The sequence below is a fragment of the Cellulomonas sp. SG140 genome, from assembly GCF_025770785.1.
GTDB lineage: Bacteria > Actinomycetota > Actinomycetes > Actinomycetales > Cellulomonadaceae > Cellulomonas.
Window position 1 is genome coordinate 265,309 of sequence record NZ_JANZLA010000005.1, and the last position, 23,514, is coordinate 288,822.

Consider the following 23,514-nt stretch of genomic DNA (forward strand, 5'->3'; position numbering starts at 1 on the left):
CCCCCGGGCGGACGCAGAGACGCCCCGGACCGTCCACGGTCCGGGGCGTGTCGTCAGTGAGTGGCCGGCCCTGCGTCAGCGCAGGACGGCGGCCAGCACCCCGGTGACGAGGAGGGTGGCGAGCGACCACGCCACCACGCTGCCGACGACGTAGCCGACGAAGGCGAGCTTGCCGGCCCGGTCCGGGCCGTAGCTGGGGGTGCGACCGAAGTAGATCTGCTCGCCGAGGTCGCGGATCCGGGCGGCGGCACGGCGGGCGAGCTGGGGCTCGACGCGCGCCAGGGACAGCGTGGTCATGGTGGTGCGCTCCTTGTGGGTGCGTGAGGCGGGTGCCGGGGTTGCCGACGTGTCCCATGGTCCCGGGACCCCACCATCATGTCATGGGCGTTAAGGCCTATGACTCATGACCTGCCTGGTCGGACGCGAATCTCGCGGCTCGGGACACCGTGTCCCGCGGTGCGGTCAGCTCGTCGCGCGATCCCGTCCGTAGGCGTCGCCCAGGATCGACTCGGTGTGCAGCGCGCACACCCACGTCCCGTCCCGCCGGACCCACGTCGAGGCGTCCGCGGCATCGAAGGCGACGTCCGCACCGTCCACCTCGAGGTCTTCGTGCACCCGGTACGCCACGACGACCACGTCGTCGGTCACCCGGTGCACCAGCAGGTCGGTGATCGCGTACGACCGCAGGGTCCAGCCGCCCGAGCTCATCATCGCGCCGAGCGTCGCGCGGTCGATCTTCGCGGCGCCGCTGGCACCCGCCACCACGGTCGGCTCGTCGGACAGGGCGGTCGCTGCCGCCGCGTCCCGCTCCACCATCGCGTCCCAGAACCGGTGCTCCAGCGAGCTCAGCAGCTCGGTCAGCTCGTCGTCCGCCATCTCGACCACTCCCCGATGTCGTCGCGCGCCCGACGGGTGCGCCGTCGGGTCAGCATCGCGCCGACCACCGACACAGCACCTCAGCCGCCGGCGGCACCGTCCTCGAACCACGCGGATGTCGGTTCGAGCAGCTCGGCGAGCCACCCGGGCACGGCGTCGGACCACTCGGACGCCTCCTGCGGCGGTGCGCCGTGCAGCGCCCGGCGCCACGCCAGCGCCCGCCCGACGCACCCTGTCCACGCCGCGAGCCGGGCCAGCCGCACCCCCTCGGGTCCCTCGACCTCCCACCCGGACAGGTAGGCGTCGCGGGTCGCGCGCAGCGCGGGGTGCTCGGCGGGCAGCCCCGACGTGGCAGCCATGCTGCGCAGCGTGACCAGGAGGGTGCTGAAGGGGTGCGCGACGCAGGCGTCGCCCCAGTCGAAGAACCGGTCGGGGCGGCCGGATCGGTCAGCGGGCAGCACGTTGCCGGCGTGGAGGTCGTCGTGCTGCACGCTCGCCGGCTCGGACCCGAGCGTGCCGCCACCGGCCGCGAGCTCGGCACAGGCGTCCGCGAACGCCGGCCGCAGGCGCAGCAGGGCGGCCCGCACAGCGCCGTCCAGCGGCAGCAGCGGGTCGTCCAGCAGCTCGTCGAGCAGCGCGGGCAGTGCCGTGGGTCGCTGGTCGGGGACGCCGAGCGCGAGCAGCTCCGCGGTGTGCGGCGCCACCGCCCGCTGCAGCCCGGCGTACTCCCGCACGAAGCGGGTCCAGCCCGCCGGTTGCGCCCCGTCGGCCCGTTCGCGCAGCGGCGTCCCACCGTCCGGCAGCAGCAGCCAGCCCTCGTCGTCGTCCGTCGCCAGCGGGGTCAGCACCAGGTCCGGGACCCACGCCGCGAGGGCCTGGTTCAGCGGTGCCTCGTAGCCCGTCCGGCCACCGCACGCCTTGACCCACACGACTTTGTGGTCCACCGGGAGCCGGTGCACCGCGGACCAGGGCCGTCGTTTCACCAGCTCCGCCGGACCGGTAGGCCGCGTGCCGAGCTCGAGCAGCCGGTCCGTCGCCCAGGCCAGCGCGCGGTCGGTGCCTCCCGTGCTCGCGACCGCCTGTTGCATGGCGCAGACGGTATCCGCGCCCTGGTCGGAGCGGCGCGGAGCTCGCGACCGGACGGACGAACGAGGCCCGGGTGCTGCTCCGGCCGCGATCAGGCCGCGATCAGGTCGAACGCGTTCCCCTCGGGGTCGGTCAGCGTGACCCACCCGCTGCCGGCGCTGACGCCGCCGAGGCGGCGGGCGCCGAGCCGCACCAGCCGCTCGGACTCGCGGAGCAGGTCGGCCGTGACCAGGTCGAGGTGCAGGGCGTTGCGGGCCGGCCGGCCCTCGGTGACCTGCTCGAAGACGATGCGCGGCAGTCCCTGCGCCGCGTCGTCGAGCAGCTCGGCGTGCGCCGGCGAGGCGCCGGGGGCGACGTCGCGGCCCAGTGCGGCGGCCCAGAACAGGGCGGTCGACTGCGCGTCGTAGGCGTCGAAGGTCAGTCCACGGAAGGTGGCCATGGGGATCTCCTCACGGTGGGAAGGGTGGTGGGGGAGGGCGGTCGGCGGGAACGTGCCGGGCGGCCACCGGGACGGGTCAGGCGCCCGCCCCGTACTGCGCGAGCAGCGACACCGGCTGCCAGTCGCGCCAGGTAGCCACGCGGTCCTCGTAGTCGGCCGTGGCCATGCCGAGCGGCGCCGCGCCGAAGAAGACGCGCAGCGGCGGCTTCTCGGCGTCGACCACCCGGAGCAGCGCCTCGGCCGTGTCCCTCGGGTTGCCTCGGTCGGCCACCCGGGTCGCGCGCCAGGCCGCCGCCTGGGCGTGAGCCTCCTCGTAGGCCGGCAGGGGTGCGGCCTGCCGGGCCGACGGGCCGGCGAAGTCCGTGGCGAACCCGCCCGGCTCGACCAGAGTCACGTGGATGCCGAACCCGGCGACCTCCCGGGCCAGCGACTCGCTGAACCCCTCGAGCGCCCACTTGGAGGCGTGGTACGCCCCGATGCCGGGGGCAGCGACGATCCCGCCGATCGAGGACACCTGCACGATGTGCCCGCCACCCTGCTCCCGCAGGTACGGCAGCGCCGCCTGGGTGACCCAGAAGGCGCCGAAGAGGTTGGTCTCCAGCTGGTCGCGCAGCTCGGCCTCGGACAGCTCCTCGATGAAGCCGAACTGCCCGTAGCCGGCGTTGTTCACCACGACGTCGAGCCGGCCGAGGTGCTGGTGAGCCTGCGCGACGGCGGCGAGGTCGGCGTCTCGGTCCGTCACGTCGAGCTGGATCGGCAGCACCGCGTCGCCGAAGCGCTCGACCAGGTCGTCGAGGGTGGAGACGTCACGGGCGGTGGCGGCGACGCGGTCGCCGCGCTGCAGGGCGGCGATCGCCCACTCGCGGCCGAAGCCGCGGGACGTGCCGGTGATGAACCAGGTCTTCATGGTGGTTCCCTTCGAAGGATGCCGACGCTGCGCCGGTGGGCACGGGGTGCGGGCTGCGGGCTGCGACGGGGTGCCGGTGGCCGAGCGGGGACCGGCGGTCGACGCTCCGACCGGGTACGCGTACCCTGTAACGGAGGCGACTATCGTTTGTGGGCATCACCATAAGCGGAGGTTCCTCCGGTACGCAAGGGGAATTGCCCGCTGAGCACGCAAGACGACGACTCGCAGGACGACGGCGAAGGAGCAGCACCCGTGACCACCGCAGCAGCCCGGCCGCAGCGCGCGGACGCGCAGCGCAACCGCGAGAAGCTGCTGGTGTGCGCCGCCACGGCGCTCTCGCGCGACGGTGACGTCCCGCTCGAGTCCATCGCCGAGCAGGCCGGGGTCGGCATCGGGACCCTCTACCGGCACTTCCCCAACCGGAACGCCCTGGTCGAGGCGGCCTACCGGCAGGAGGTGCAGCAGCTGTGCGACGCGGCGCCGGCGCTGCTGGGACCGGACCGGTCCGGGGTCGACGCACTGCGTGAGTGGATGGGGCGCTTCGTCCGCTACGCGGCCGCCAAGCGCGGCATGGGCGCGGCGCTGCGCGCGGCGGTCGGCTCCGACTCGCCGCTGTTCGGCGAGACGCGTGGCCGGATCGTCGACGCGATCGGCGTGCTGCTCGCGGCCGGTCAGGCCGACGGTTCCGTCCGCCCGGACGTCACCGCGGAGGACGTGATGTGTGCGATGTCCGCCGTCTGGATGGTGCCGGACGGCGACAGCTGGGCGCCGCAGGTGCGCAAGCTGCTCGACCTCGTCGTCGACGGCCTCCGCTTCGGCGCCCCGTCCTCGGACTGACCGTCCCCCGGCGGACTACTGGACGGGCGCGCCGTCCGCTGAACCGGCACGCGCGTCGTCGTCGTGCTCGTCGTCCTCCTCGAGCTCCTCGAGGACCTCGAACGGCGACTCCACCTCGCCCCGCCAGGCCTCGTGGCCCTCCCGCACCGCCAGGGCGGCGACCACCAGCGCCGCCACCGAGTCTGCCCACTGCCAGTGCAGCAGGCTGTTCGCCAGCAGGCCCACCAGCACGGTGCCGGACAGCTGCATGCACACCAGCAGCTGCCGGGAGTCGGCGACGACGCTCGCCGAGCCCAGCTCCCGCCCGGTGCGCCGCTCCACCCACGCCAGCGCCGGCATGGTCACCAGGCTCAGCACTGCGATGCCGATGCCGACGGCGCTCTGCTCCACGCGCTGCACGCCCGTGAGCGTCAGCACCGACTCGACCGTCACGTAGGCCGCGAGCAGGAAGAACGCCACCGCGACCAGCCGGGCGGTCAGCGCGTCCCAGCGTTCGGGGTCGCGCCTGCTGAACTGCCAGGCGACGGCGACGGCGGACAGCACCTCGACCACGGAGTCCAGCCCGAACCCGAGCAGTGCCGCCGACGACGCGGCCGCCCCGGCGCCGATCGCCACCGCCGCCTCGAGCACGTTGTAGCTGATCGTCGTCGCGACGATCCGGCGGACCCGACGGTGCAGCACCGCCCGTCGTTCGGCGTCGAGCGTCGGGCGGCCGGGGACAGGCGTGGTCACCGGGGGAGGGTCCACCGCCGGGGCGGCGGTGTCCAGCCGGGCGCCTTCGGCCGGGGCGTCAGTCCTCCGCGACGTGCTCCGCCGGGACGATCGGCGCGGGCTGCGGACGCTTCGGCCTGCGGGCGTCCCCGCTCGACGACCGCCGCAGCCGCCGCGTCGCCCACGGGTAGGCGTGCACCCGCAGCCAGTGCGCGTCGGCGCGCAGCTGGTCGACGCGCGGCACGGGCGGCAGCGGGGCCAGCGGGTCGTCCCAGTCGTCCCGGTCCGGCGGCAGCCCGAGGGCCACGAGCGCCGCCTGCGCCACGCGCGCGTGCCCGTCGGTCGTCAGGTGGATGCGGTCCTCGGCCCACATCCGCCAGTCCGCCAGCGATCGCATGCCCCACAGGTCCACCACGTGGGCGCCGTGCCGGCGCGCGATCGACCAGATATGCGTGTTGTAGACGCCCACCCGCGGTCGGATGCGGCGCACCAGCGGGCTCTCCTTGGTGTCGTACCCGGTGCCCAGCAGCACGTCGATGCCGGCGGACCGCAGCCTGCGCACGGCGGACTCGAGGTCGCGAGCGAGCCGGTCCGGGTCACCGGTGGGCCGCAGCAGGTCGTTGCCGCCGCCGACCAGGCTGACCAGGTCCGGCTTCAGGTCGAGCGCCATCGGCACCTGCTCCCGCAGGATCGGGCGCAGCAGCCGTCCCCGCACCGCGAGGTTCGCGTACTCCAGCGGCTGCTCGCCCGCGGCCGTGCGCCGCTCGGACAGCCGGGACGCCAGCACGTCGGCCCAGCCGCGCTGCGGGGCGTCGGGACCTGCCGGGCTGTCCCACAGGCCCTCGGTGAACGAGTCGCCCATGGCGACGTACCGGGTCCAGGGGGGAAGGTGGTCGCGCACCCCGACATCTTGCACACGGGCACCGACGCCGCGCAGGCCTGTCGGCGCCCTCGGCTCAGGGAAGCTGCCAGTCCACCGGATCGGCCCCCTGGGCCACCAGCAGCTCGTTGACCCGGGAGAACGGACGCGAGCCGAAGAACCCGCCGTGCGCCGACAGCGGGCTGGGGTGCGCGCTGCGGACGATCGGCACGTCGCCGAGAGCCGGTGCCAGGGTCTGCGCGTCGCGACCCCACAGCACGGCGACCAGCGGCCCGCCGCGTTCGACGAGGGCCGCGATCGCCCGGTCGGTCACCGCCTCCCAGCCCTTGCCCCGGTGCGAGGCCGGCGCGCCCGCCCGCACGGTGAGCACCCTGTTGAGCAGCATCACGCCGCGGTCGGCCCAGGGGCTCAGGTCCCCGCAGCTGGGCCTCGGCACGCCCAGGTCGTCGACCAGCTCGCGGAAGATGTTGTCGAGCGAGCGGGGCAGCGGCCGGACGTCGGGCTGCACCGAGAACGACAGGCCCATCGGGTGGCCCGGCGTGGGATAGGGGTCCTGCCCGACGACGAGCACCCGCACCTGGTCGAGCGGTCGCGTGAACGCCCGCAGCACGGCGTCGCCGGCCGGCAGGTAGGTGCGGCCCGCCGCGAGCTCGGCGCGCAGGAAGTCCCCGGCCGCACGGATCTGCGGCTCGACGGGTGCGAGGGCCGCCGCCCATCCGGGGTCGATCAGCTGGTCGAGCGGTGCGGGTGCCACGGTCGGCACGGTACCGAGTGCCGCACGCACCCACGCGCGTGACCGGCGGCCGCGGGGCGAATGACACCGGTGTCGTTCGGGCCGTACGCTGGGCGCCGGTACGACGAGAGGGGACCGGCATGGACGTCGCAGCAGCGCGCAGCCTCACCGTGGAGCTGTCGGAGCCGGCCGAGGGGTCGACCGGCCTGAGCGAGCGGGACCAGCAGATCCTCACGTTCGAGCGGCAGTGGTGGAAGTACGCCGGTGCCAAGGAGCAGGCGGTCCGCGAGCTGTTCGACATGTCGGCGACGCGGTACTACCAGGTGCTCAACGGGCTGCTGGACGACCCGGCGGCGCTCGCGTTCGACCCGATGCTGGTCAAGCGGCTGCGTCGGCTGCGCTCCTCCCGCCAGCGGGCCCGCACCGCCCGTCGGCTCAGCGCCGACGCGTGAGCGCGGGGCGCACCGGGTTCACGGGCTGAGCCGTTAGCCTTCTCGCCGTGAGCAAGGCCGCCTACCCGTACCCCGCCGACGAGTTCGACGCGCAGCCGGACGCGGGTGCCCCCCGCGGCGTGCACCGCGCCCCCCGCTCGGCCTGGAGCCGCTGGTGGCCCTTTCTCCTGGTGATCGTGCTGGTACCGCTGATCGCCTGGGGTGCCGTCACGTGGATGTCCAACCACGGCGGTCTGCCCAACCTCGCCGTCCCGGCCGTGACCGAGACCCCCGCCGAGTCCCCCTCGGCCGCCGAGTCCGGCGCCGCCACCGCCAGCGCACCCGCGTCCACGACGCCGAGCAGCGCACCGGCCACCCCCCCGGCGTCGTCGTCCGGCACGGTCGACAAGGCCACCCCCGTGAAGGTGCTGAACGCGTCGGGCCTCTCGGGTGCCGCCGCGACCGCCGCCACCAAGCTGACCAAGGCCGGCTTCACCTCCGTCACCACGGGCAACAGCCCCAGCAGCACCAAGCAGAGCGTCGTCTACTACGCCACCGCCGGTCAGCAGCAGACCGCCGCGCTCGCGGCGTCGACGCTCGGCATCAGCACCGTCACGCTGTCGCCGGCGCAGGCCGGCACCGGCATCACGGTGGTGCTCGGCTAGCTGCCGCTGCGGCTCTCGACGGGATCGTCGCAGTGCCGCTGACGGGTGCCAGCGGCTTGCACTCTCCAGGGTCGAGTGCTAACCATTGGGCTAGCACTCTCCTGGTGAGAGTGACAGAAGTACCGGCCGTCAGATGAGGGCCGTCAGCCGCGGGACGTGACTGCGGACGGCGGGCCCGTCCGTCGCGGGCATCGGACGGCCACCCCCAGAACCCAGCAGAAGGATCGATAGCCCCATGGCCAAGATCATCGCCTTCGACGAGGAGGCCCGTCGCTCCATGGAGCGCGGCCTGAACATCCTCGCCGACACCGTCAAGGTCACCCTCGGCCCCAAGGGCCGCAACGTCGTGCTCGACAAGAAGTGGGGCGCGCCGACCATCACCAACGACGGCGTCTCCATCGCCAAGGAGATCGACCTCGACGACCCGTACGAGAAGATCGGTGCGGAGCTCGTCAAGGAGGTCGCCAAGAAGACCGACGACGTCGCGGGTGACGGCACCACCACCGCCACCGTGCTCGCCCAGGCGCTCGTGCGCGAGGGTCTGCGCAACGTCGCGGCCGGCGCCAACCCGATCGCCCTGAAGCGCGGCATCGAGAAGGCCGTCGAGGCCGTCACCACCCAGCTCCTGGCCCAGGCCAAGGAGGTGGAGACCAAGGAGGAGATCGCCGCCACGGCCGCCATCTCCGCCGGCGACCAGGCGATCGGCGACCTGATCGCCGAGGCGCTGGACAAGGTGGGCAAGGAAGGCGTCATCACCGTCGAGGAGTCCAACGCGCTCGGTCTCGAGCTCGAGCTCACCGAGGGCATGCGGTTCGACAAGGGCTTCCTGTCGGCGTACTTCGTCACCGACCCGGAGCGCCAGGAGGCCGTCCTCGAGGACGCGTACGTCCTGCTCGTCGAGTCGAAGATCTCGAACGTCAAGGACCTGCTGCCGCTGCTGGAGAAGGTCATCCAGGCCGGCAAGCCGCTGTTCATCGTCGCCGAGGACGTCGAGGGTGAGGCCCTGGCCACGCTCGTCGTCAACAAGATCCGCGGCACGTTCAAGTCCGTCGCCGTCAAGGCCCCGGGCTTCGGCGACCGCCGCAAGGCGATGCTGCAGGACATGGCGATCCTCACCGGTGGCCAGGTCGTGTCCGAGACCGTCGGTCTCAAGCTCGACACGGTCGGCCTCGAGGTGCTGGGCCAGGCCCGCAAGATCGTCGTGACGAAGGACGAGACGACGATCGTCGAGGGCGCCGGCGACGCGGCCCAGATCCAGGGTCGCGTGACCCAGATCCGTGCCGAGATCGAGAACTCGGACTCCGACTACGACCGCGAGAAGCTGCAGGAGCGCCTCGCCAAGCTCGCCGGCGGCGTGGCCGTCATCAAGGCGGGTGCGGCCACCGAGGTGGAGCTCAAGGAGCGCAAGCACCGCATCGAGGACGCCGTCCGCAACGCCAAGGCCGCCGTGGAGGAGGGCATCGTCGCCGGTGGTGGCGTCGCGCTCATCCAGGCCGGCAAGCTCGCCTTCGAGAAGCTCGAGGTCGAGGGTGACGAGGCGACCGGTGCCGCGATCGTGAAGCTGGCGATCGAGGCCCCGCTGAAGCAGATCGCGATCAACGCCGGTCTCGAGGGCGGCGTCGTGGCCGAGAAGGTGCGCAACCTGCCCACCGGCCACGGCCTGAACGCGGCGACCAACCAGTACGAGGACCTGCTGGCTGCGGGCGTCAACGACCCGGTGAAGGTCACGCGCTCCGCGCTGCAGAACGCGGCGTCCATCGCGGCGCTGTTCCTCACCACGGAGGCCGTCGTCGCCGACAAGCCGGAGAAGGCCGCGCCGGCCGCTCCGGGCGGTGGCGAGGACTTCGGCGGCGGGTTCTGATCCGCTGAGGGTTCGCTGAGCAGCACCAGGCGGCGCGTGCGCCGCTGAGCACCGAGAGGCCGGTCACCTGCGGGTGGCCGGCCTCTCGTGCGTTCGCCCTGGTCCTGGGCGTTTGTCCAGGTGTCCGCTGTGGAAGCGCTGTGCTCGCTGAAATCGTTGCTGACTCTTGCTGCAAGGCGTTTCTGGCGGATAGCGTGCGGTCCGTCCGAATCTGCGCACACCGACGTGTGCTGGACCAGAAGGTCGACGATGACTGCTGCTCGCGCACGCTCCCGCACGTCCCGATCGCTGCTGGCCCTCCTGGCGGCCGCCGCCCTGACCGTCACCGGGCTGGTCGCGACGCCCGGTGCACCGGCCGCCGCGGCCCCCGGGGTGGTGACCCTGGTCGGCAGCCTGCAGAGCAAGGCAGGGTGCGCGAACGACTGGGACCCGAGCTGCGCGGCGACGGACCTCGCGGTGACCAGCACGGCGGGCGTGTATGCGGCGGACCTGACGCTGCCGGGCGGCTCGTACGAGTACAAGATCGCCTTCGACCGCGGCTGGGACGGCGCCGTCGGGCTCGACGGGGGAGCGGCGAACATCCCGCTGGTCACCGGCGGGACGGAGCAGCTGCGGTTCTCCTACGACGTGAGCACGCAGCGCGTCACCGTGACGCCGCTCGGCCTGGCGGCCGGGTACACGGCGGCCGACGACGCGCTCGTCGGGAGCCCGGTGCGGGAGGCGGGCAGCGGCAACCAGTACTACTTCGTGATGACGGACCGGTTCGCCAACGGCAGCACGGCGAACGACACGGCGGGGCTGGGGACGGACCGGATGGTGTCCGGGTTCGACCCGACCGACAAGGGCTTCTACCACGGCGGTGACCTGGCCGGCCTGACCTCGAAGCTGGACTACGTCCACGGGCTCGGGACGACCGCGATCTGGCTGACGCCGTCGTTCAAGAACAAGCCGGTGCAGGGCACGGGCGCCGACGCGTCCGCCGGGTACCACGGCTACTGGACGACGGACTTCACGCAGATCGACCCGCACCTGGGCACGAACGACGAGATGAAGACCCTGATCGCCGACGCGCACGCCAAGGGGATGAAGGTCTACTTCGACATCATCACCAACCACACCGCCGACGTGATCAGCTACGCCCAGAACCAGTACACGTACGTCAGCCAGGCCGACAAGCCCTACAAGGCGGCCGACGGCACGGTGATCCCGGACATCGGCGCCCTGGCGAACTCCCCGAGCTTCCCCACCTTCGACGCGGCGACGTCGTTCCCGTACACGCCAGTCGTCGCCCCGGCGGATGCGTACGTGAAGGTCCCGTCCTGGCTGAACGACGTGACGCTCTACCACAACCGCGGCGACTCGACCTACACCGGTGAGTCCACGACGCTCGGCGACTTCTCGGGCCTCGACGACCTGATGACCGAGAACCCGAAGGTCGTCAGCGGCATGGAGCAGATCTACGAGTCGTGGATCGACCTGGGCATCGACGGCTTCCGCATCGACACCGCGAAGCACGTCAACTTCGAGTTCTGGAAGGCCTGGACGCAGCCGGTGCTCGACTACGCCCACACGCACGGCAAGCCGGACTTCTTCATGTTCGGGGAGGTGTACGACGCCGACTCGGCGAAGACGGCGCCGTACGTGCGGGACACGGCGATGTCCAGCACGCTCGACTTCTCCTTCCAGTCGGCGGCGACCAGCTACGCCAAGGGCGGGTCCGCCAAGTCGCTGCAGGCGCTGTACGCGTCCGACGACCGGTACACCACCACGCACTCGTCGGCCGATGCGCTGCCGACCTTCCTCGGCAACCACGACATGGGCCGCATCGGCTACTTCCTCGCCGGGCAGAGCGACCCGATGGCGCGCGACGAGCTGGCCAACGACCTGATGTTCTTCTCCCGGGGCCAGCCGATCGTCTACTACGGCGACGAGCAGGGCTTTGCCGGCTCCGGCGGTGACAAGGACGCGCGCCAGGACATGTTCGCGACGCAGACCGCGTCGTACGCGAACCAGCCGTTGGTCGACGGGACGACGGCCGGGTCCAAGGACCGGTACGACACCACCTCGACCCTGTACCAGCACATCGCCGCGCTGTCGGCGCTGCGCTCCGGCAACCCGGCGCTCGCCCGCGGCGCCCAGATCGAGCGGTACGCGCAGGACGGTGCCGGCGTCTACGCCTTCTCCCGGGTGGACCGCACCGAGAAGGTGGAGAACCTGGTCGCGGTGAACAACGCCGCAGCGGCGCAGACCGTCACGTTCACCACCCTGACGCCGGGTGCGAGCTACGCCGTGCTGTACGGCGGCGGTTCCGGTGTGACGGCCGACGGGTCCGGCAAGGTGACGCTGACCGTGCCGGCGCTGTCGGCCGTGGTGCTGCGGGCCGACCGGCAGGTGGCCGCCGTGCCGTCTCGGACGCTGGCGGTGTCCGTGCCCAGCGCCGGTGCCGGGGTGTCCGGTCTGACGCCCGTGGCGGCCGACGCGACGGACGGCTGGGGCGAGACGAGCTTCGCGTACCGGGTGGTCGGGTCCGGGACGTGGACCGGGCTCGGCACGGCGGAGAGCGGGGCGCCGCGGGTGTTCGCCGACGTGTCCGGGCTCGCTCCCGGCACGCTGGTGGAGTACCGGGCCGTGTCCGTCGACGCGGCCGGCAACCACGTGGCCGCCTCGACGTACGCCTCGGTGGGCAACCGGGTCGACGGGGTGGTGGCCGGCGGCGGCACCGGGACGACGCTGCAGGTCAGCGTCCCCGGCAGCTTCAACTCGGCCGTGGGGTGCACGTCCGACTGGGCGCCGGACTGCGCCTCGATCGCCCTGACCAAGCGGCCCGACGGCGTGTACGCCGGCACGTTCACGCTGCCGGCCGGCTCCTACGAGTACAAGATCGCCATCGGCGGCAGCTGGAACGAGAACTACGGCGCCGGCGGCGTGCCGGGCGGTGCGAACATCGCGTTCACCACCACCGGCGGGCCGGTGACCTTCTACTACGACGCGACGACGCACTACGCGCAGAACACCGCGCAGGGGCCGATCGTCACCGCACCCGGCTCGTACCAGTCGGCGATCGGCTGCCCCGGTGACTGGGCGCCGGACTGCATGGGCTCGTGGCTGGAGGACCTCAAGGGCGACGGCGTCTACACGTTCACCACGTCGGCGATCCCGTCCGGCTCCTACCAGGCCAAGGCCGCGGTCGGCCTCAGCTGGAACGAGAACTACGGCGCCGGCGGCGTGCCGGGCGGCCCGAACATCGACTTCACCGCGACCACCGGCAAGCAGGTGACGTTCTCCTACACGGCGGCGACGCACGTGCTGACGATCGTGAACAGCAGTCCGCCGCTGCCCGGCACCGGGCAGGAGCTGGCGCAGTGGGTGGACGCCGGCACCGTGGCGGTGCCACCGGCGCTGGTGCCGTCCGGGACCGATCTGGCCGCGCTGACGTGGACGCTACGCTCGTCGCAGGCCGGTGACCTGGCCGTCACCGACGGGAAGCTGTCCGGCACGGGCATCACGCTGCCGTTGTCGGTGGTCTCCGGTGGCCTCACCGCCGACCAGCTGCACCGGTTCCCGGCCCTCACCGGGTACCTCGCACTGCACGTCGGTGCGGACCGTGCGGCGGCCGCCGCGGCCCTGACCGGCCAGCTGCGGCTGGTGCAGCAGGACGGCACCGGCGCGCTGACGGCGTTCACCGGGGTCCAGGTCCCGGGAGTCCTGGACGACCTGGACGCGGCCTCGGCGCATGCCCGGCAGCTCGGTGTGACGTGGGCCCGCGGGGTGCCGAGCCTGTCCGTCTGGGCTCCGACCGCCCAGCACGTCGCGGTGGTGCTGGACCCGGCCTCGTCGGCCGGCGCTGCGACCGTCGTCCCCGCGACGCGCCAGCCCGACGGCACCTGGACGGTGACCGGTGACCGCAGCTGGAAGAACCGGGGCTACCTCTACCGCCTCACGGTGCCGACGGCCGACGGGGTGGTGACCAACGACGTCACCGACCCCTACTCCGTGGCGCTGACCACCAACGCGACCCGCTCGGTGGTGGCCGACCTGTCCGACCCGACCTTGCAGCCGGACGTGTGGCGCACCGCGAAGGCGCCGACGATCCCCAACGAGTCGGCCCGCACCGCCTACGAGCTGCACGTGCGCGACTTCTCGGCGACGGACACCACCGTCCCGGCGGGCCTGCGCGGCACCTACGACGCGTTCACCGTGGCGGACAGCGCGGGGATGACGCACCTGAAGGACCTGGCCAAGGCCGGGCTGAACACCGTGCAGCTGCAGCCCGTCTTCGACTTCGCCACCGTGAACGAGGACAAGTCCACCTGGCAGCAGCCGGCGTGCGACCTGGCCTCGCTGCCGCCGGCGTCCGACCAGCAGCAGGCCTGCACGTCGGCCGTCGCGGCGAAGGACGGCTTCAACTGGGGCTACGACCCGCTGCACTGGCTAGCCCCGGAGGGGTCCTACGCCGTGCAGACCGACGGACCGGCGCGCACCGCCGAGGTCCGGTCGATGGTCGGCTCCCTGCACCGGGCCGGTCTGCAGGTGGTGCTCGACCAGGTGTACAACCACACCTCCGCCAGCGGTCAGTCGGACGCGTCCGTGCTCGACCGCGTGGTGCCCGGCTACTACCAGCGGCTCGATGCCAAGGGGGCGGTGCAGACCTCCACGTGCTGCTCCAACGTCGCCACCGAGCACGCCATGGCCGGCAAGCTGATGGTGGACGGCGTGGTGCTGTGGGCCCAGCAGTACAAGGTCGACGGGTTCCGGTTCGACCTGATGGGCTTCCACTCGGTGCAGAACATGAAGGACGTCCGGGCAGCCCTCGACAAGCTGACGCTGAAGCGCGACGGCGTGGACGGGTCGAAGGTGGCCCTCTACGGCGAGGGCTGGAACTTCGGCGAGGTGGCCAACAACGCCCTGTTCACGCAGGCGTCCCAGGGTCAGCTCGGCGGGACCGGGATCGGCACGTTCAACGACCGGCTGCGGGACGCCGTGCGCGGCGGCAGCCCGGTCGACTCGTCCTCCGTGCAGGCCCAGGGCTACGGCAGCGGGCTGGGCACCGACCCGAACGGCGTCGCGGTCAACGGCACGCCGGCCCAGCAGGCGGCGGCGCTGGCCCATGCGGAGGACCTGATCAAGGTCGGCCTCGCCGGCAACCTGCGGGCGTTCACGTTCACCGCGTCGGACGGCACCGTGAAGCGGGGCGACCAGATCGACTACAACGGTCAGCCGGCCGGCTACGCGGACCAGCCGGACGAGGTGGTCAACTACGTCGACGCCCACGACAACCAGACGCTGTACGACGCGCTGGCGCTCAAGCTGCCGAAGGCGACGACGATGGCCGACCGGGTGCGGATGCAGACGCTCTCGCTCGCGGCGGCCACCCTCTCGCAGAGCCGCGTGATGTGGCTGGCCGGCACGGACCTGCTGCGCAGCAAGTCGATGGACAACGACAGCTACGACTCGGGCGACTGGTTCAACCGCGTCGACTGGACCGGGACCAGCTCGACGTGGGGTTCCGGCCTGCCGCCGGCGGCGAAGAACTCCGGTCAGTGGCCGGTGATGGCGCCGCTGCTCGCCGACCCGGCGCTGAAGCCGTCCGCGGCGGACATGGCGGCCGCCACCGCCCAGGCGCAGACGCTGCTGACGATCAAGGCGTCCAGCCCGCTGTTCCGGCTGGACGACGCCGCCGCGATCGAGCAGAAGGTCAGCTTCCCGACGACGGACCCCGGTGTGATCGCGATGTGGATCGACGACACCCGCGGTGCCGACGTCGACAAGGCCCGCGACGGTGTGCTGGTCGTCTTCAACGCGAGCACCGCGCCGGTCAGCGAGCACCTCGCCGGGCTCACCGGCCACGCGCTGACCCTGTCGAAGGCCCAGGCGCACGGGTCCGACCCCGTGGTGAAGACGACGCGCTGGGACAGTGCGACCGGCACGGTCACCGTGCCGCCGCGCACGGTGGCGGTGCTGGAGCAGAAGCAGCACGGTGCGCCGTGGACCGGACCGTGGGGTGCTCCCTGGTGGTCGGGCGCCCCCTGGTCGTCGGGTGGGCCGTGGTCTCAGCCGTGGTCGTGGGGCGAGCCGTGGTCGTGGCTGTGGTCCTGGTCCCGCGGCTGACGGACCGACCGCACCCGGTGCGCCGCGCGGCGTCAGCCGTGCCGGTGCGCTGATCGCCTCCGGTCCCGGGCGGGTACCCGGAGACCGGAGGCGATCAGCCGGCGGATCAGCTGGTGCCCGTCGACCGGCTGGGCGCCGAGCGCCACCAGCTCGTCGTACCGGTGCTGCGGCACGTCGTAGTGGTCCAGGTCGAACGCCCGGGCGGGAAGTCCCGCGCGTTGCGCGAAGTCGTGCAGCTCGTCGTACGACTCGTCGCTGACCAGGTGGCTCCACACGGTCCCGTGCCGCGGCCAGGCGGGCGGGTCGACGAGGACGGTCATCCCGCCGAGGGTAACCGCCTCGTCAGCCGGACCCCGCCACGGCGCCGCGGCCGCACGGACGGCCTGGTCAGCCCGCTGCGAACAGCCGGGACGCGGCGGCCTCGGCCTCGGCGTAGGTGCGCGAGGCGGTGGTCATCGCCGCGCTGATCTGGGAGAGCGACTCCTCCACCTTGGTCTGCGTCGACGACCAGTCGGCGACGAGCCCGGCGAAGGCGCCGGCTGCGGCACCGCGCCACCCGGTCTGCAGCTCGGTCAGCTGGCGGTGCATCGCCGCGACCTCCGCCTGGATGGAGGCGACCCGCGCCTGGACACCGCCGGCAGCGCGGGCCAGCTCGGCTGCATCGACCTCGTAACGACTCATCGGACCTCCTGTACCCCACCGGGCCGCCGGACGGGCAGCTCTCGACGACGGGGCGCGGCCGACGCTAGGGATCTCACCGGGACGCACGGGTGTCGAAGGGCGCCGGCACCCGGTCGCACGGACGGGTGCCGGGCTGGGGGCGGATGAGGTCCGACTCAGGCGGGCGTGCTCGTGGTCGACGGCGTCGGGCTCCCGGAGGCCCCGGCGGCGTCGTCCGCAACCGTCGCACCGCTCGTGCCGTTCTCCGTGGACGCGGCAGCGAGCTTCGCCAGCTCCTTCTCCACGCGCGCGAGCTCGGCGGTCAGGTTCTGCCGGGCCGGCTCCTCCCAGCGCTCGGACAGCGGGCTGACGAACAGGCGTGGACGGCCCAGCAGCTTGCGCAGGATGTGCTCGCGGGCCGCGAGGAACTTGTCCACCGGGACGTGGGCGTACTCGGCGCGCAGGTCCTCGAGGTAGGCGCGGTACTTCTGCGGCTCGGTGGCCAGCATCGCCAGGTCGGCGTCGCACAGGACGGCGCTGTCGGGGTCGGCCGGGTCCGGGTTGTGCCGCGCCAGGCGGACCACCAGGTCGTGCACGCGCTGTGCCTTCTCGGCGGAGACGCCGAGCGCGGTCAGCTCGTCGTACGCCAGGCGCGCGCTGGCCACCTCGTCCTCGCCCCCGCGGTTGGCGTACGCCGCTCGCTCGGCCGAGTCGAAGATCGCCCCGTGGTACCAGGCGGCGAGCCGCACCACCTCGGGGTCGTAGGTCTCCTCCGTCAGCTCGTCCACCCGGGCGATGACGTCCACCAGGTGGCGGAGGTTGTGGAAGTGCCGCTCCGGAGCGGTCCACCTGGCCAGGAGGGCCTCACCGGTCCTGCGGATCTCGTCGGCGTCGGCGGTACCGCCGACTGCCTGGACACTGCGGACGAACGCGGACAACAACCACTGTGGCGCGTCATGGACGCCCATGGATCGACCTCACGGCTGGCGACTAGGACGAGCCATCGTAGCCTCAGGCCCTGTCTGCGGCCTCTCGAGGGCGGTCGGACGGGTCGCCCTCGGGTGCAGGGTCCGGCGCCGGCGCATCGTCCCTGGTCACGGCGGTGCGGCCAGTCCGCTCGGCGACCGCGGGCACGTGCGGGACGTCGGTGTCGTCCTGCTCCTCGACCTCGACCTCGACCTCGTGCGGGACCGGACCGGCGGGTGCCGCGGGCAGCACCACGCGCACCGTCGTGCCGCCGCCGGGCGTCTGCGCGAGCGTCACCTGGCCGGAGTGCGCCGAGACGATGGCCGCGACGATCGCCATCCCCAGACCCGCTCCGCCGGACTCCCTCGTGCGCGAGGCGTCCACCCGGTAGAACCGCTCGAACACCCGGGCGGCGTGCTCCGGGTCGATGCCGGGCCCGTGGTCCCGCACCTCGATGATGCCGACGCCGGGCGCGGTGCCGACGGCGATCTCGACGGGTGTGCCGGCCGGTGTGTGCTGCACGACGTTGCCGACCAGGTTGGCGACCACCTGCCGCAGGCGGGCGTCGTCGCCGAGCACCACCGTGGCGCGGGCCGTGCCGCTCGGGTCGAGCGGTGCGAGGCGGGCCGGCCGGTCGGGGTCCAGGGCGCGCAGGTCGCTGATCGCATCGGCCGCCAGCACCGTCAGGTCCACCGGCTGGTGGGCGATCGGCCGTCCCTCGTCGAGCCTGGCCAGGGCGAGCAGGTCCTCCACCAGCGTGCCCATCCGGGTGGCGGAGCCCTCGATGCGGCGCATCGTGTCGTCCACCTGGTCGGCGCCGGTCAGGGCGCCCATCCGGTACAGCTCGGCGTAGCCGCGGATGGTCGCCAGCGGGGTGCGCAGCTCGTGCGAGGCGTCGGCGACGAACCGGCGCATCCGGGTCTCGGAGGCGGTGCGGGCGTCGAACGCCGCCTCGATCTGCGTCAGCATCCCGTTCAGCGCGACGCCGAGGCGACCCACCTCGGTGCTCTCCGGCGCGGTGCGCACGCGGCGGGACAGGTCGCCGGCGGCGATCGCCGCGGCGGTCTCCTCGATGCGGCCCAGCGGCGCGAGCGAGCGTCGCACGGCCCAGCCGGCGGCGAGGCCGCCGAGCAGCACGATGCCGACGCCGGACAGCAGCAGCACCGAGACCATCGTGCTGGTGGTGTCCCGTGCCTCGCCGAGCGGCAGTGCGACCAGGACCGTCCCGGTGCCGTCGCTGGTGGTGAAGGCCACCACTCGCCAGTGCGAGCCGGGGACGGACGACTTGACGGTGAAGGGACGGGCGTCCAGCGCCGCCGCCTGGTCCACGGTCAGGTCCGGCACGTTCGGCTCGCCGTAGGCGTCGGCCACGCTCTGCGACCCCCAGACGAAGGACTGCGCGCCCTCCACCTGCAGGCGTACGTAGTAGTCCGAGGGCCCGGAGGCCTGGTGCAGCCCGTTGACGAGGGCCGTGATCCGCTGGCTGGCCAGCGCCTTCCCCTCGGTGCGCAGCTTGTCGTCGATCTGCGCGACCAGCGAGCGCTGCAGCAGGGCGGTGCTGGTGATCCCGGCCAGCACCAGTCCGACGGCGATCAGCACGGTGGCGACGGCGACCAGCCGGCCGCGCAGCGGTACCCGGTCCCACGCGGCCGTCCACCGCCGCGGCAGCCGCACCCGGTTCACGTCTGCTCGCGCAGCAGGTAGCCGACCCCGCGCTTGGTGTGGATCAGCGGCGGCAGCCGCCGGCCCTGCTCGTCGTCCAGCTGGTCGACCTTGCGCCGCAGGTAGGAGATGTAGGACTCGACGATGTTGGCGTCGCCGCCCCAGTCGTACTGCCACACGTGGTCGAGGATCTGCGCCTTGGACAGCACGCGGCCGGCGTTGAGCATCAGGTAGCGCAGCAGCTTGAACTCGGTGGGGGACAGGTCGATCAGCTGACCGGCGCGGCGGACCTCGTGCGAGTCGTCGTCCAGCTCGAGGTCGGCGTAGCGGAGCACCTGCGAGTCGTCGTCCACCCGCTGGGTGCGGCGCAGCACCGCGCGGATGCGGGCGACGACCTCCTCGAGGCTGAACGGCTTGGTGACGTAGTCGTCGCCGCCCACCGTCAGGCCCTGCACCTTGTCGGCCGTGTCGTCACGTGCCGTGAGGAACAGCACCGGCACGTGCTGACCCTTCTCCCGCAGCCGGCGGGTGACGGTGAAGCCGTCCATGTCCGGCAGCATCACGTCGAGCACCACCAGGTCCGGCTGCACCTCCTTGGCCAGGCGCAGCGCGGAGCTGCCGTCCGCGGCGGAGCTCACCTCGAAACCGGCGAAGCGCAGCGAGGTGGCGAGCAGCTCGCGGATGTTGGGCTCGTCGTCGACGACGAGCAGCCGAGCCTCGGGCGCACCGGACGCAGCGTTCATCGACCCAGTGTGCGACGGGAGTCTGGGAGTGCGCTGGACGTCACCTGCGCGTGCGGGAGGCCCGGTCGGTGTCGCGGCGGGGCGGCGTCTCTGCCCGGAGCGTGTGAGCGATAACATCGATCCGCGCTCGCGCGGCGTGGCGCCCGGCGACGCCCTGTACCTTTCTGCTCCATGACGACTGTCCAGATCGAGGCCGGCGACCGCCTCGACCCGATCGGCGCGCCCCGCGCGCGCCTGACCGTGCTGCAGAGCTCCCCGAGCTGCGGTCTCGACCGGTTCGCCGAGTGGCTCGGCGACGTCGACGTGCAGCTGGTCCGTGCGGACCTCGGTGAGCCGGTGCCGACCGCCGCCGAGGTGGGGCACGGCCTCCTGGTGCTGGGCGCCGAGCTGTCGGTGTACGACGACGAGCGGGCGCCGTGGCTCCCCGCCGTCCGCGACCTGCTGGCCGAGACCAGCGCGACGGGTATCCCCACGCTGGCGATCTGCCTCGGCGCCCAGCTGCTGGCCGTCGCCCGCGGCGGCCGCGTGCAGGTGGCCGCCCCTCCCGGGTCCGAGGCCGGCGTGGTCAACGTCCGGTGGCGTCCGGAGGCGGAGTCCGACGCGCTCGTCGGCCCGCTGCTGCAGCCCTGGCAGGCACGGCGGCTGACCCCGCAGCCGGCGATGCACGACGACGCGGTGGTCGAGCTGCCGCGCGGCGGCGTGTGGCTCGGCTCGTCGGCGATGTACCCGTACCACGCCTTCCGGATCGGGTCCGCCTGGGGTCTGCAGTTCCACCCGGAGACCTCGCAGGAGACCCTGCGTCAGTGGGCGGAGGCCGCCGGGCACGACGCCGACACGGTCCTCGCCGGGTGGGGCGGTCAGGACGAGGCGCTCACCGAGTTCAGCCGCGGCATCGCGGCGCAGCTGGTGACGCTGGTGCAGGCCCGGGCCGACGAGGGCTCCTTCGTCCCGGCCTGATCCGCTCCTCTGCTACGCGAAGGGGCCCCCGGCATCGCGCCGGGGGCCCCTTCGTCGTCGCTGCGAGGTCCGGTCAGGACTGCGGCCCTGCGGCGATCTGCGGCGTGACCTGCGTCGCCGGCAGCTGAGCGGGCTCGGCGCCGGCCTTCAGCGCGGCGAGCCGGGCCTCGACCTCGATCTGCGCGTCCGAGGACTCGAGCTCGGCGAACTGCGCGTCCAGCGAGCTGGCGGCGAGCTCCGCCTGGCCCTGCGCGTAGGCCTCCTCGTGCCGCACCCGGTCCTCGAACCGGGCGAGCTCGCTGGTCGGGTCCAGGACGTTGATCGAGCCGATCGCCTCCTGCACCTGACGCTGCGCCTGCGCCGACTTCTGCCGCGCGACGAGCGTGTCGCGGCGGGACTTCAGCTGGCCCAGCTTGTCCTTCATCATCGCGAGGCCGGCCTTCAGCTTCTCGACCGCGTCGCGCTGGGAGGCGAGCAGCGGCTCGGCCTCCTTGATCTCGTTCTCGGCGGTGATCTGCCGACCGATGGCGACCTTGGCGAGCGCGTCGAACTTGTCGGCGTTGGCCGTGTCACCGCTGGCGCGGTACTGGTCGGCGCGGCTCGAGGCCGCGACCGCCTTGCGGCCCCAGTCGGTGGCCGCAGCCACGTCCGCGTTGTAGTCCTGCTCCGCCAGACGGAGGTTGCCGATCGTCTGGGCGATCGCCTTCTCCGCCTCCGCAATCTCGTTGGTGTAGTCCCGGACCAGCTGGTCCAGCATCTTCTGGGGGTCCTCCGCCTGGTCGATCAGGGCGTTGATGTTCGCCTTCGCCAGCTGGGCGATCCGCCCGAAGATGGACTGCTTCTCCGTCATGCGCGTGCCTTCCTGTCGAGTCCCGCTCGTGCTGCCGATGTGCCGGTCACGTCGTCGCCACCACCTGCCGAGGATCAGAAGCCCCCACCGTCCCCGCCGCCGCCGAAGCCGCCGCCGAAGCCACCACCGCCGAAGCCGCCGCCGTCCCCGCCGCCGCCGAAGCCGCCGCCACCGCCCCAGCCGCCGCCACCGTGGCCCCAGCCGCCGCCGCCGCGCAGGATCGAGTCGATCAGGATGCCGCCGAGGATCATGCCGCCGAGGTTCCCGCCACCGCCGCGGCCGCCGCCCCAGGGGCCGCCGCGCTGGTCGTCGGACCGCTCGACGTCGTCCTGGGCGATCCGGCCGGCCTCCGCGACCAGCTGCTCGGCGCGCTGGGCGGTGGCCAGCGCCCCCTGCACGTCGGTCTGGCGCTGGGCGACGGCCTGGTCACGCAGCCGCTGACCCTCTGCGAGGCGGGTCCGGGCCTCGGGGCCGACGGCACCGCGGCGCGTGTCGACGTAGTCGGTGGTGGCCCGCAGCGCGGAGTCGAGGCGGCCGAGAGTCTGGTCCAGCAGGCCGAGCGCACGGCGGTTCGCCTCGTCCTGCTCCCGGGACGGGGCGAGCGCGGCGTCCAGCGTCGCCTCGGCGGCCGCGATGCGGCGCAGCGCGGCCAACGGGTCACCGTCACCCGCCCGCGCAGCCTGGGCTGCGGCGACGGCGGCGCTCGCCTCGGTGGCGGCGGGCGCGACGCGGGGGTCGCCGGGCGCGAGCCGGGCGGCGTCGGACAGGTCGCCCGTGATGGAGGAGATCGCTGCGTCCAGGCGGGACCCCGCCGCGGCCAGGTCGTTGCCTGCCGAGTCGACGGCGTCCAGCAGCGTGGTCGCCTGGTCGAGGGCCGTCTGGGCGGCGCGGGCGTAGCCGACGGCTGCGCCGCGGTCGCCCGAGGCGAGGGCCTGGCGGCCCGTCGCGAGCGTCCCCGTGACGTCGTCGAGCAGGTGGGACGCCTGGTCCGGGTTGGCCGCGACGGACGCCAGGGCGGACTCCGGGTACCGCGAGGCCAGGGCGGCGAGGGTGGTGCGCGTCGGGTCGATGCGCGACCGCAACGTGGCGACGGCGCGCTCGTGGCCGTCCAGGGCGTCGCCGACGTGCGCCTCGAGGTCGCGGAGGCGGTCGAAGTCGTCCTTCTGGGCGTTCAGCGCGGCGGACACCTGCGCGCACAGCCGCAGGATCTGGGCCGAGGTGGCACGCACCTGCGCCTCGGTGTCCGGGACGTCGTCGTCCAGCGTCTGGCGCAGCCGGAACGCCTCGGTGATCTGCTGCTTGCCGTCCGCGAGGACCTTCTCGAACTCCCGCGTCGCGTCCGGGCCGAACTCCGCCTGGGCGAAGCCGAGCTCCTGCTCGGAGGACCGCAGGGCGTCGTCGAGCCCCACCAGCGCGGAGGCGGACCGGCGGTCGAGCTCGGCCGTGGGCAGCTGGGCGTACTCGTCGGCGGCCGTGGCCACGCGCGTCGAGCCGGCCGTGTCGGCCATCGGACCCGCGAGGGCACGGCGGCGGTTGCGGCTCACGACGCCGGCGATGATCGCGATCACGACGATGACGATCAGCCCGACCACCAGGAGAGCCCCGAACGTGCCGGCGGCGTTGCTGGTGACCGTCGCACCGGTGCCGCTCCCGGACGCTGCCGCCCGCAGGCCGTCGGCGGCGGTGACCGCCGCCTGCGCCCAGCTGTCCGTGCGCAGCTGGTCCTCGACCTTCGAGGCGACCTGCTGGACCTCGGCGCTGGTGATGGAGCCGGACGACGACGGCGCGAGCATGTAGCGCCGGGCGCTGGTGGCGACGGCGAGGACGAAGTCCTGCGAACCGAGGCCGGACTGCTTGGCGGCCTGCTGCGTCCAGGTGAGCGGGTCGGTGCCGGAGAAGTCGGGGACGAAAACGACGTACAGCTGGTACGGGGTGTCCTTCGCGAGGCGGTCGAGCGCCGCCTGCACCGTCGCCGTGTCGTTGCCGAGCACGCCGGAGTGGTCGGTGATCTCGCCGGACAGGGTCGGGGGCGCCTCGGCGCTCGCCGGCAGCCCACCGGCCAGGATCACCCCGCCCACCAGGGCGATCGCCGCACCTGCCCGCGCCAGCACTGCCGCCACCCTGCGCACCACACGATCCTTT

Annotated in this window: 21 protein-coding genes; 6 read left to right on the plus strand and 15 right to left on the minus strand. The window is 73.2% G+C overall.

All coding sequences use genetic code 11. The features are described 5' to 3' along the window. Window positions 1-75: 75 nt before the first annotated feature. The 5 genes from N0B34_RS11660 to N0B34_RS11680 form a co-directional block, all read right to left on the minus strand. Window positions 76-297 carry a hypothetical protein gene (locus tag N0B34_RS11660; protein WP_263731559.1) on the minus strand — a complete coding sequence of 74 codons (222 nt, stop codon included), beginning with the start codon at window positions 295-297 and terminating at the stop codon, window positions 76-78. Between the two features lie 165 nt (window positions 298-462). Further along, complete coding sequence (locus N0B34_RS11665) at window positions 463-876, minus strand: nuclear transport factor 2 family protein (RefSeq protein WP_263731560.1); 414 nt, start codon at window positions 874-876, stop codon at window positions 463-465. Window positions 877-956: 80 nt separating this feature from the next. Continuing rightward, window positions 957-1,964: an aminoglycoside phosphotransferase family protein gene (locus tag N0B34_RS11670; RefSeq protein WP_263731561.1), complete on the minus strand. Its 1,008-nt coding sequence runs from the start codon at window positions 1,962-1,964 to the stop codon at window positions 957-959. A gap of 89 nt (window positions 1,965-2,053) precedes the next feature. Next, window positions 2,054-2,401 (minus strand): VOC family protein, encoded by a 348-nt coding sequence (locus tag N0B34_RS11675; protein WP_263731562.1) that lies wholly within the window; start codon window positions 2,399-2,401, stop codon window positions 2,054-2,056. Between the two features lie 76 nt (window positions 2,402-2,477). After that, entirely contained in the window at window positions 2,478-3,308 is an 831-nt protein-coding gene (locus tag N0B34_RS11680) for an SDR family oxidoreductase (protein WP_263731563.1), read from the minus strand. Between the two features lie 252 nt (window positions 3,309-3,560). Here N0B34_RS11680 and N0B34_RS11685 point away from each other — a divergent pair, with 252 nt between their 5' ends. Further along, the gene (locus N0B34_RS11685; protein WP_263731564.1) at window positions 3,561-4,145 is read left to right on the plus strand and encodes a TetR/AcrR family transcriptional regulator; all 585 of its coding nucleotides are present in this window, start codon (window positions 3,561-3,563) and stop codon (window positions 4,143-4,145) included. A 15-nt stretch (window positions 4,146-4,160) separates the two neighbouring features. Here N0B34_RS11685 and N0B34_RS11690 read toward each other — a convergent pair whose 3' ends face one another. The 3 genes from N0B34_RS11690 to N0B34_RS11700 all read right to left on the minus strand — a co-directional run bounded on the left by N0B34_RS11690 (window position 4,161) and on the right by N0B34_RS11700 (window position 6,490). Beyond that, window positions 4,161-4,877: a cation transporter gene (locus N0B34_RS11690; protein WP_263731565.1), complete on the minus strand. Its 717-nt coding sequence runs from the start codon at window positions 4,875-4,877 to the stop codon at window positions 4,161-4,163. A gap of 58 nt (window positions 4,878-4,935) precedes the next feature. Continuing rightward, window positions 4,936-5,718 (minus strand): SGNH/GDSL hydrolase family protein, encoded by a 783-nt coding sequence (locus N0B34_RS11695; protein WP_263731611.1) that lies wholly within the window; start codon window positions 5,716-5,718, stop codon window positions 4,936-4,938. A gap of 94 nt (window positions 5,719-5,812) precedes the next feature. After that, window positions 5,813-6,490 (minus strand): uracil-DNA glycosylase, encoded by a 678-nt coding sequence (locus N0B34_RS11700; RefSeq protein WP_263731566.1) that lies wholly within the window; start codon window positions 6,488-6,490, stop codon window positions 5,813-5,815. Between the two features lie 119 nt (window positions 6,491-6,609). Here N0B34_RS11700 and N0B34_RS11705 point away from each other — a divergent pair, with 119 nt between their 5' ends. The 4 genes from N0B34_RS11705 to pulA all read left to right on the plus strand — a co-directional run bounded on the left by N0B34_RS11705 (window position 6,610) and on the right by pulA (window position 15,534). Then, a complete protein-coding gene (locus N0B34_RS11705; protein ID WP_263731567.1) occupies window positions 6,610-6,921 on the plus strand; it encodes a DUF3263 domain-containing protein in 312 nt (103 codons plus the stop codon). A 47-nt stretch (window positions 6,922-6,968) separates the two neighbouring features. After that, the gene (locus tag N0B34_RS11710) at window positions 6,969-7,565 is read left to right on the plus strand and encodes a LytR C-terminal domain-containing protein (RefSeq protein WP_263731568.1); all 597 of its coding nucleotides are present in this window, start codon (window positions 6,969-6,971) and stop codon (window positions 7,563-7,565) included. Window positions 7,566-7,800: 235 nt separating this feature from the next. Continuing rightward, complete coding sequence (gene groL, locus N0B34_RS11715) at window positions 7,801-9,426, plus strand: chaperonin GroEL (RefSeq protein ID WP_263731569.1); 1,626 nt, start codon at window positions 7,801-7,803, stop codon at window positions 9,424-9,426. Window positions 9,427-9,675: 249 nt separating this feature from the next. After that, a complete protein-coding gene (gene pulA / locus N0B34_RS11720; RefSeq protein WP_263731570.1) occupies window positions 9,676-15,534 on the plus strand; it encodes a pullulanase-type alpha-1,6-glucosidase in 5,859 nt (1,952 codons plus the stop codon). Between the two features lie 32 nt (window positions 15,535-15,566). On the opposite strand, the gene N0B34_RS11725 is transcribed toward pulA, so the two are convergent. The 5 genes from N0B34_RS11725 to N0B34_RS11745 form a co-directional block, all read right to left on the minus strand. After that, window positions 15,567-15,854 (minus strand): DUF4031 domain-containing protein, encoded by a 288-nt coding sequence (locus tag N0B34_RS11725; protein WP_263731571.1) that lies wholly within the window; start codon window positions 15,852-15,854, stop codon window positions 15,567-15,569. Window positions 15,855-15,921: 67 nt separating this feature from the next. After that, window positions 15,922-16,215, minus strand: coding sequence for a WXG100 family type VII secretion target (locus N0B34_RS11730; protein WP_263731572.1), 294 nt, complete (start codon window positions 16,213-16,215; stop codon window positions 15,922-15,924). A gap of 155 nt (window positions 16,216-16,370) precedes the next feature. Then, complete coding sequence (locus tag N0B34_RS11735; RefSeq protein ID WP_263731573.1) at window positions 16,371-17,162, minus strand: hypothetical protein; 792 nt, start codon at window positions 17,160-17,162, stop codon at window positions 16,371-16,373. Window positions 17,163-17,205: 43 nt separating this feature from the next. Then, a complete protein-coding gene (locus tag N0B34_RS11740) occupies window positions 17,206-18,843 on the minus strand; it encodes a sensor histidine kinase (protein WP_263731574.1) in 1,638 nt (545 codons plus the stop codon). Then, entirely contained in the window at window positions 18,840-19,565 is a 726-nt protein-coding gene (locus N0B34_RS11745; RefSeq protein WP_263731575.1) for a response regulator transcription factor, read from the minus strand. Before N0B34_RS11745 ends, N0B34_RS11740 begins: the two co-directional genes overlap by 4 nt. 171 nt (window positions 19,566-19,736) lie before the next feature. Here N0B34_RS11745 and N0B34_RS11750 point away from each other — a divergent pair, with 171 nt between their 5' ends. After that, on the plus strand, window positions 19,737-20,522 hold the full coding sequence (locus N0B34_RS11750; RefSeq protein WP_263731576.1) for a type 1 glutamine amidotransferase: 786 nt from the start codon (window positions 19,737-19,739) through the stop codon (window positions 20,520-20,522). Between the two features lie 73 nt (window positions 20,523-20,595). On the opposite strand, the gene N0B34_RS11755 is transcribed toward N0B34_RS11750, so the two are convergent. Both N0B34_RS11755 and N0B34_RS11760 read right to left on the minus strand, forming a co-directional pair. Then, the gene (locus N0B34_RS11755; RefSeq protein ID WP_263731577.1) at window positions 20,596-21,372 is read right to left on the minus strand and encodes a PspA/IM30 family protein; all 777 of its coding nucleotides are present in this window, start codon (window positions 21,370-21,372) and stop codon (window positions 20,596-20,598) included. 74 nt (window positions 21,373-21,446) lie between these two features. Beyond that, the gene (locus N0B34_RS11760) at window positions 21,447-23,501 is read right to left on the minus strand and encodes a TPM domain-containing protein (protein ID WP_263731578.1); all 2,055 of its coding nucleotides are present in this window, start codon (window positions 23,499-23,501) and stop codon (window positions 21,447-21,449) included. Window positions 23,502-23,514 lie beyond the last annotated feature (13 nt).

What these genes read in the sequence shown, in the direction of transcription:
- N0B34_RS11665 (WP_263731560.1), bottom strand. Translation starts at nt 876, where the DNA reads ATGGCGGACGACGAGCTGACCGAGCTGCTGAGCTCGCTGGAGCACCGG.
- N0B34_RS11750 (WP_263731576.1), top strand. Translation starts at nt 19,737, where the DNA reads ATGACGACTGTCCAGATCGAGGCCGGCGACCGCCTCGACCCGATCGGC.
- pulA (WP_263731570.1), top strand. Translation starts at nt 9,676, where the DNA reads ATGACTGCTGCTCGCGCACGCTCCCGCACGTCCCGATCGCTGCTGGCC.
- N0B34_RS11705 (WP_263731567.1), top strand. Translation starts at nt 6,610, where the DNA reads ATGGACGTCGCAGCAGCGCGCAGCCTCACCGTGGAGCTGTCGGAGCCG.
- N0B34_RS11695 (WP_263731611.1), bottom strand. Translation starts at nt 5,718, where the DNA reads ATGGGCGACTCGTTCACCGAGGGCCTGTGGGACAGCCCGGCAGGTCCC.
- N0B34_RS11725 (WP_263731571.1), bottom strand. Translation starts at nt 15,854, where the DNA reads ATGACCGTCCTCGTCGACCCGCCCGCCTGGCCGCGGCACGGGACCGTG.
- N0B34_RS11660 (WP_263731559.1), bottom strand. Translation starts at nt 297, where the DNA reads ATGACCACGCTGTCCCTGGCGCGCGTCGAGCCCCAGCTCGCCCGCCGT.
- N0B34_RS11680 (WP_263731563.1), bottom strand. Translation starts at nt 3,308, where the DNA reads ATGAAGACCTGGTTCATCACCGGCACGTCCCGCGGCTTCGGCCGCGAG.
- groL (WP_263731569.1), top strand. Translation starts at nt 7,801, where the DNA reads ATGGCCAAGATCATCGCCTTCGACGAGGAGGCCCGTCGCTCCATGGAG.
- N0B34_RS11670 (WP_263731561.1), bottom strand. Translation starts at nt 1,964, where the DNA reads ATGCAACAGGCGGTCGCGAGCACGGGAGGCACCGACCGCGCGCTGGCC.
- N0B34_RS11755 (WP_263731577.1), bottom strand. Translation starts at nt 21,372, where the DNA reads ATGACGGAGAAGCAGTCCATCTTCGGGCGGATCGCCCAGCTGGCGAAG.
- N0B34_RS11675 (WP_263731562.1), bottom strand. Translation starts at nt 2,401, where the DNA reads ATGGCCACCTTCCGTGGACTGACCTTCGACGCCTACGACGCGCAGTCG.
- N0B34_RS11735 (WP_263731573.1), bottom strand. Translation starts at nt 17,162, where the DNA reads ATGGGCGTCCATGACGCGCCACAGTGGTTGTTGTCCGCGTTCGTCCGC.
- N0B34_RS11730 (WP_263731572.1), bottom strand. Translation starts at nt 16,215, where the DNA reads ATGAGTCGTTACGAGGTCGATGCAGCCGAGCTGGCCCGCGCTGCCGGC.
- N0B34_RS11745 (WP_263731575.1), bottom strand. Translation starts at nt 19,565, where the DNA reads ATGAACGCTGCGTCCGGTGCGCCCGAGGCTCGGCTGCTCGTCGTCGAC.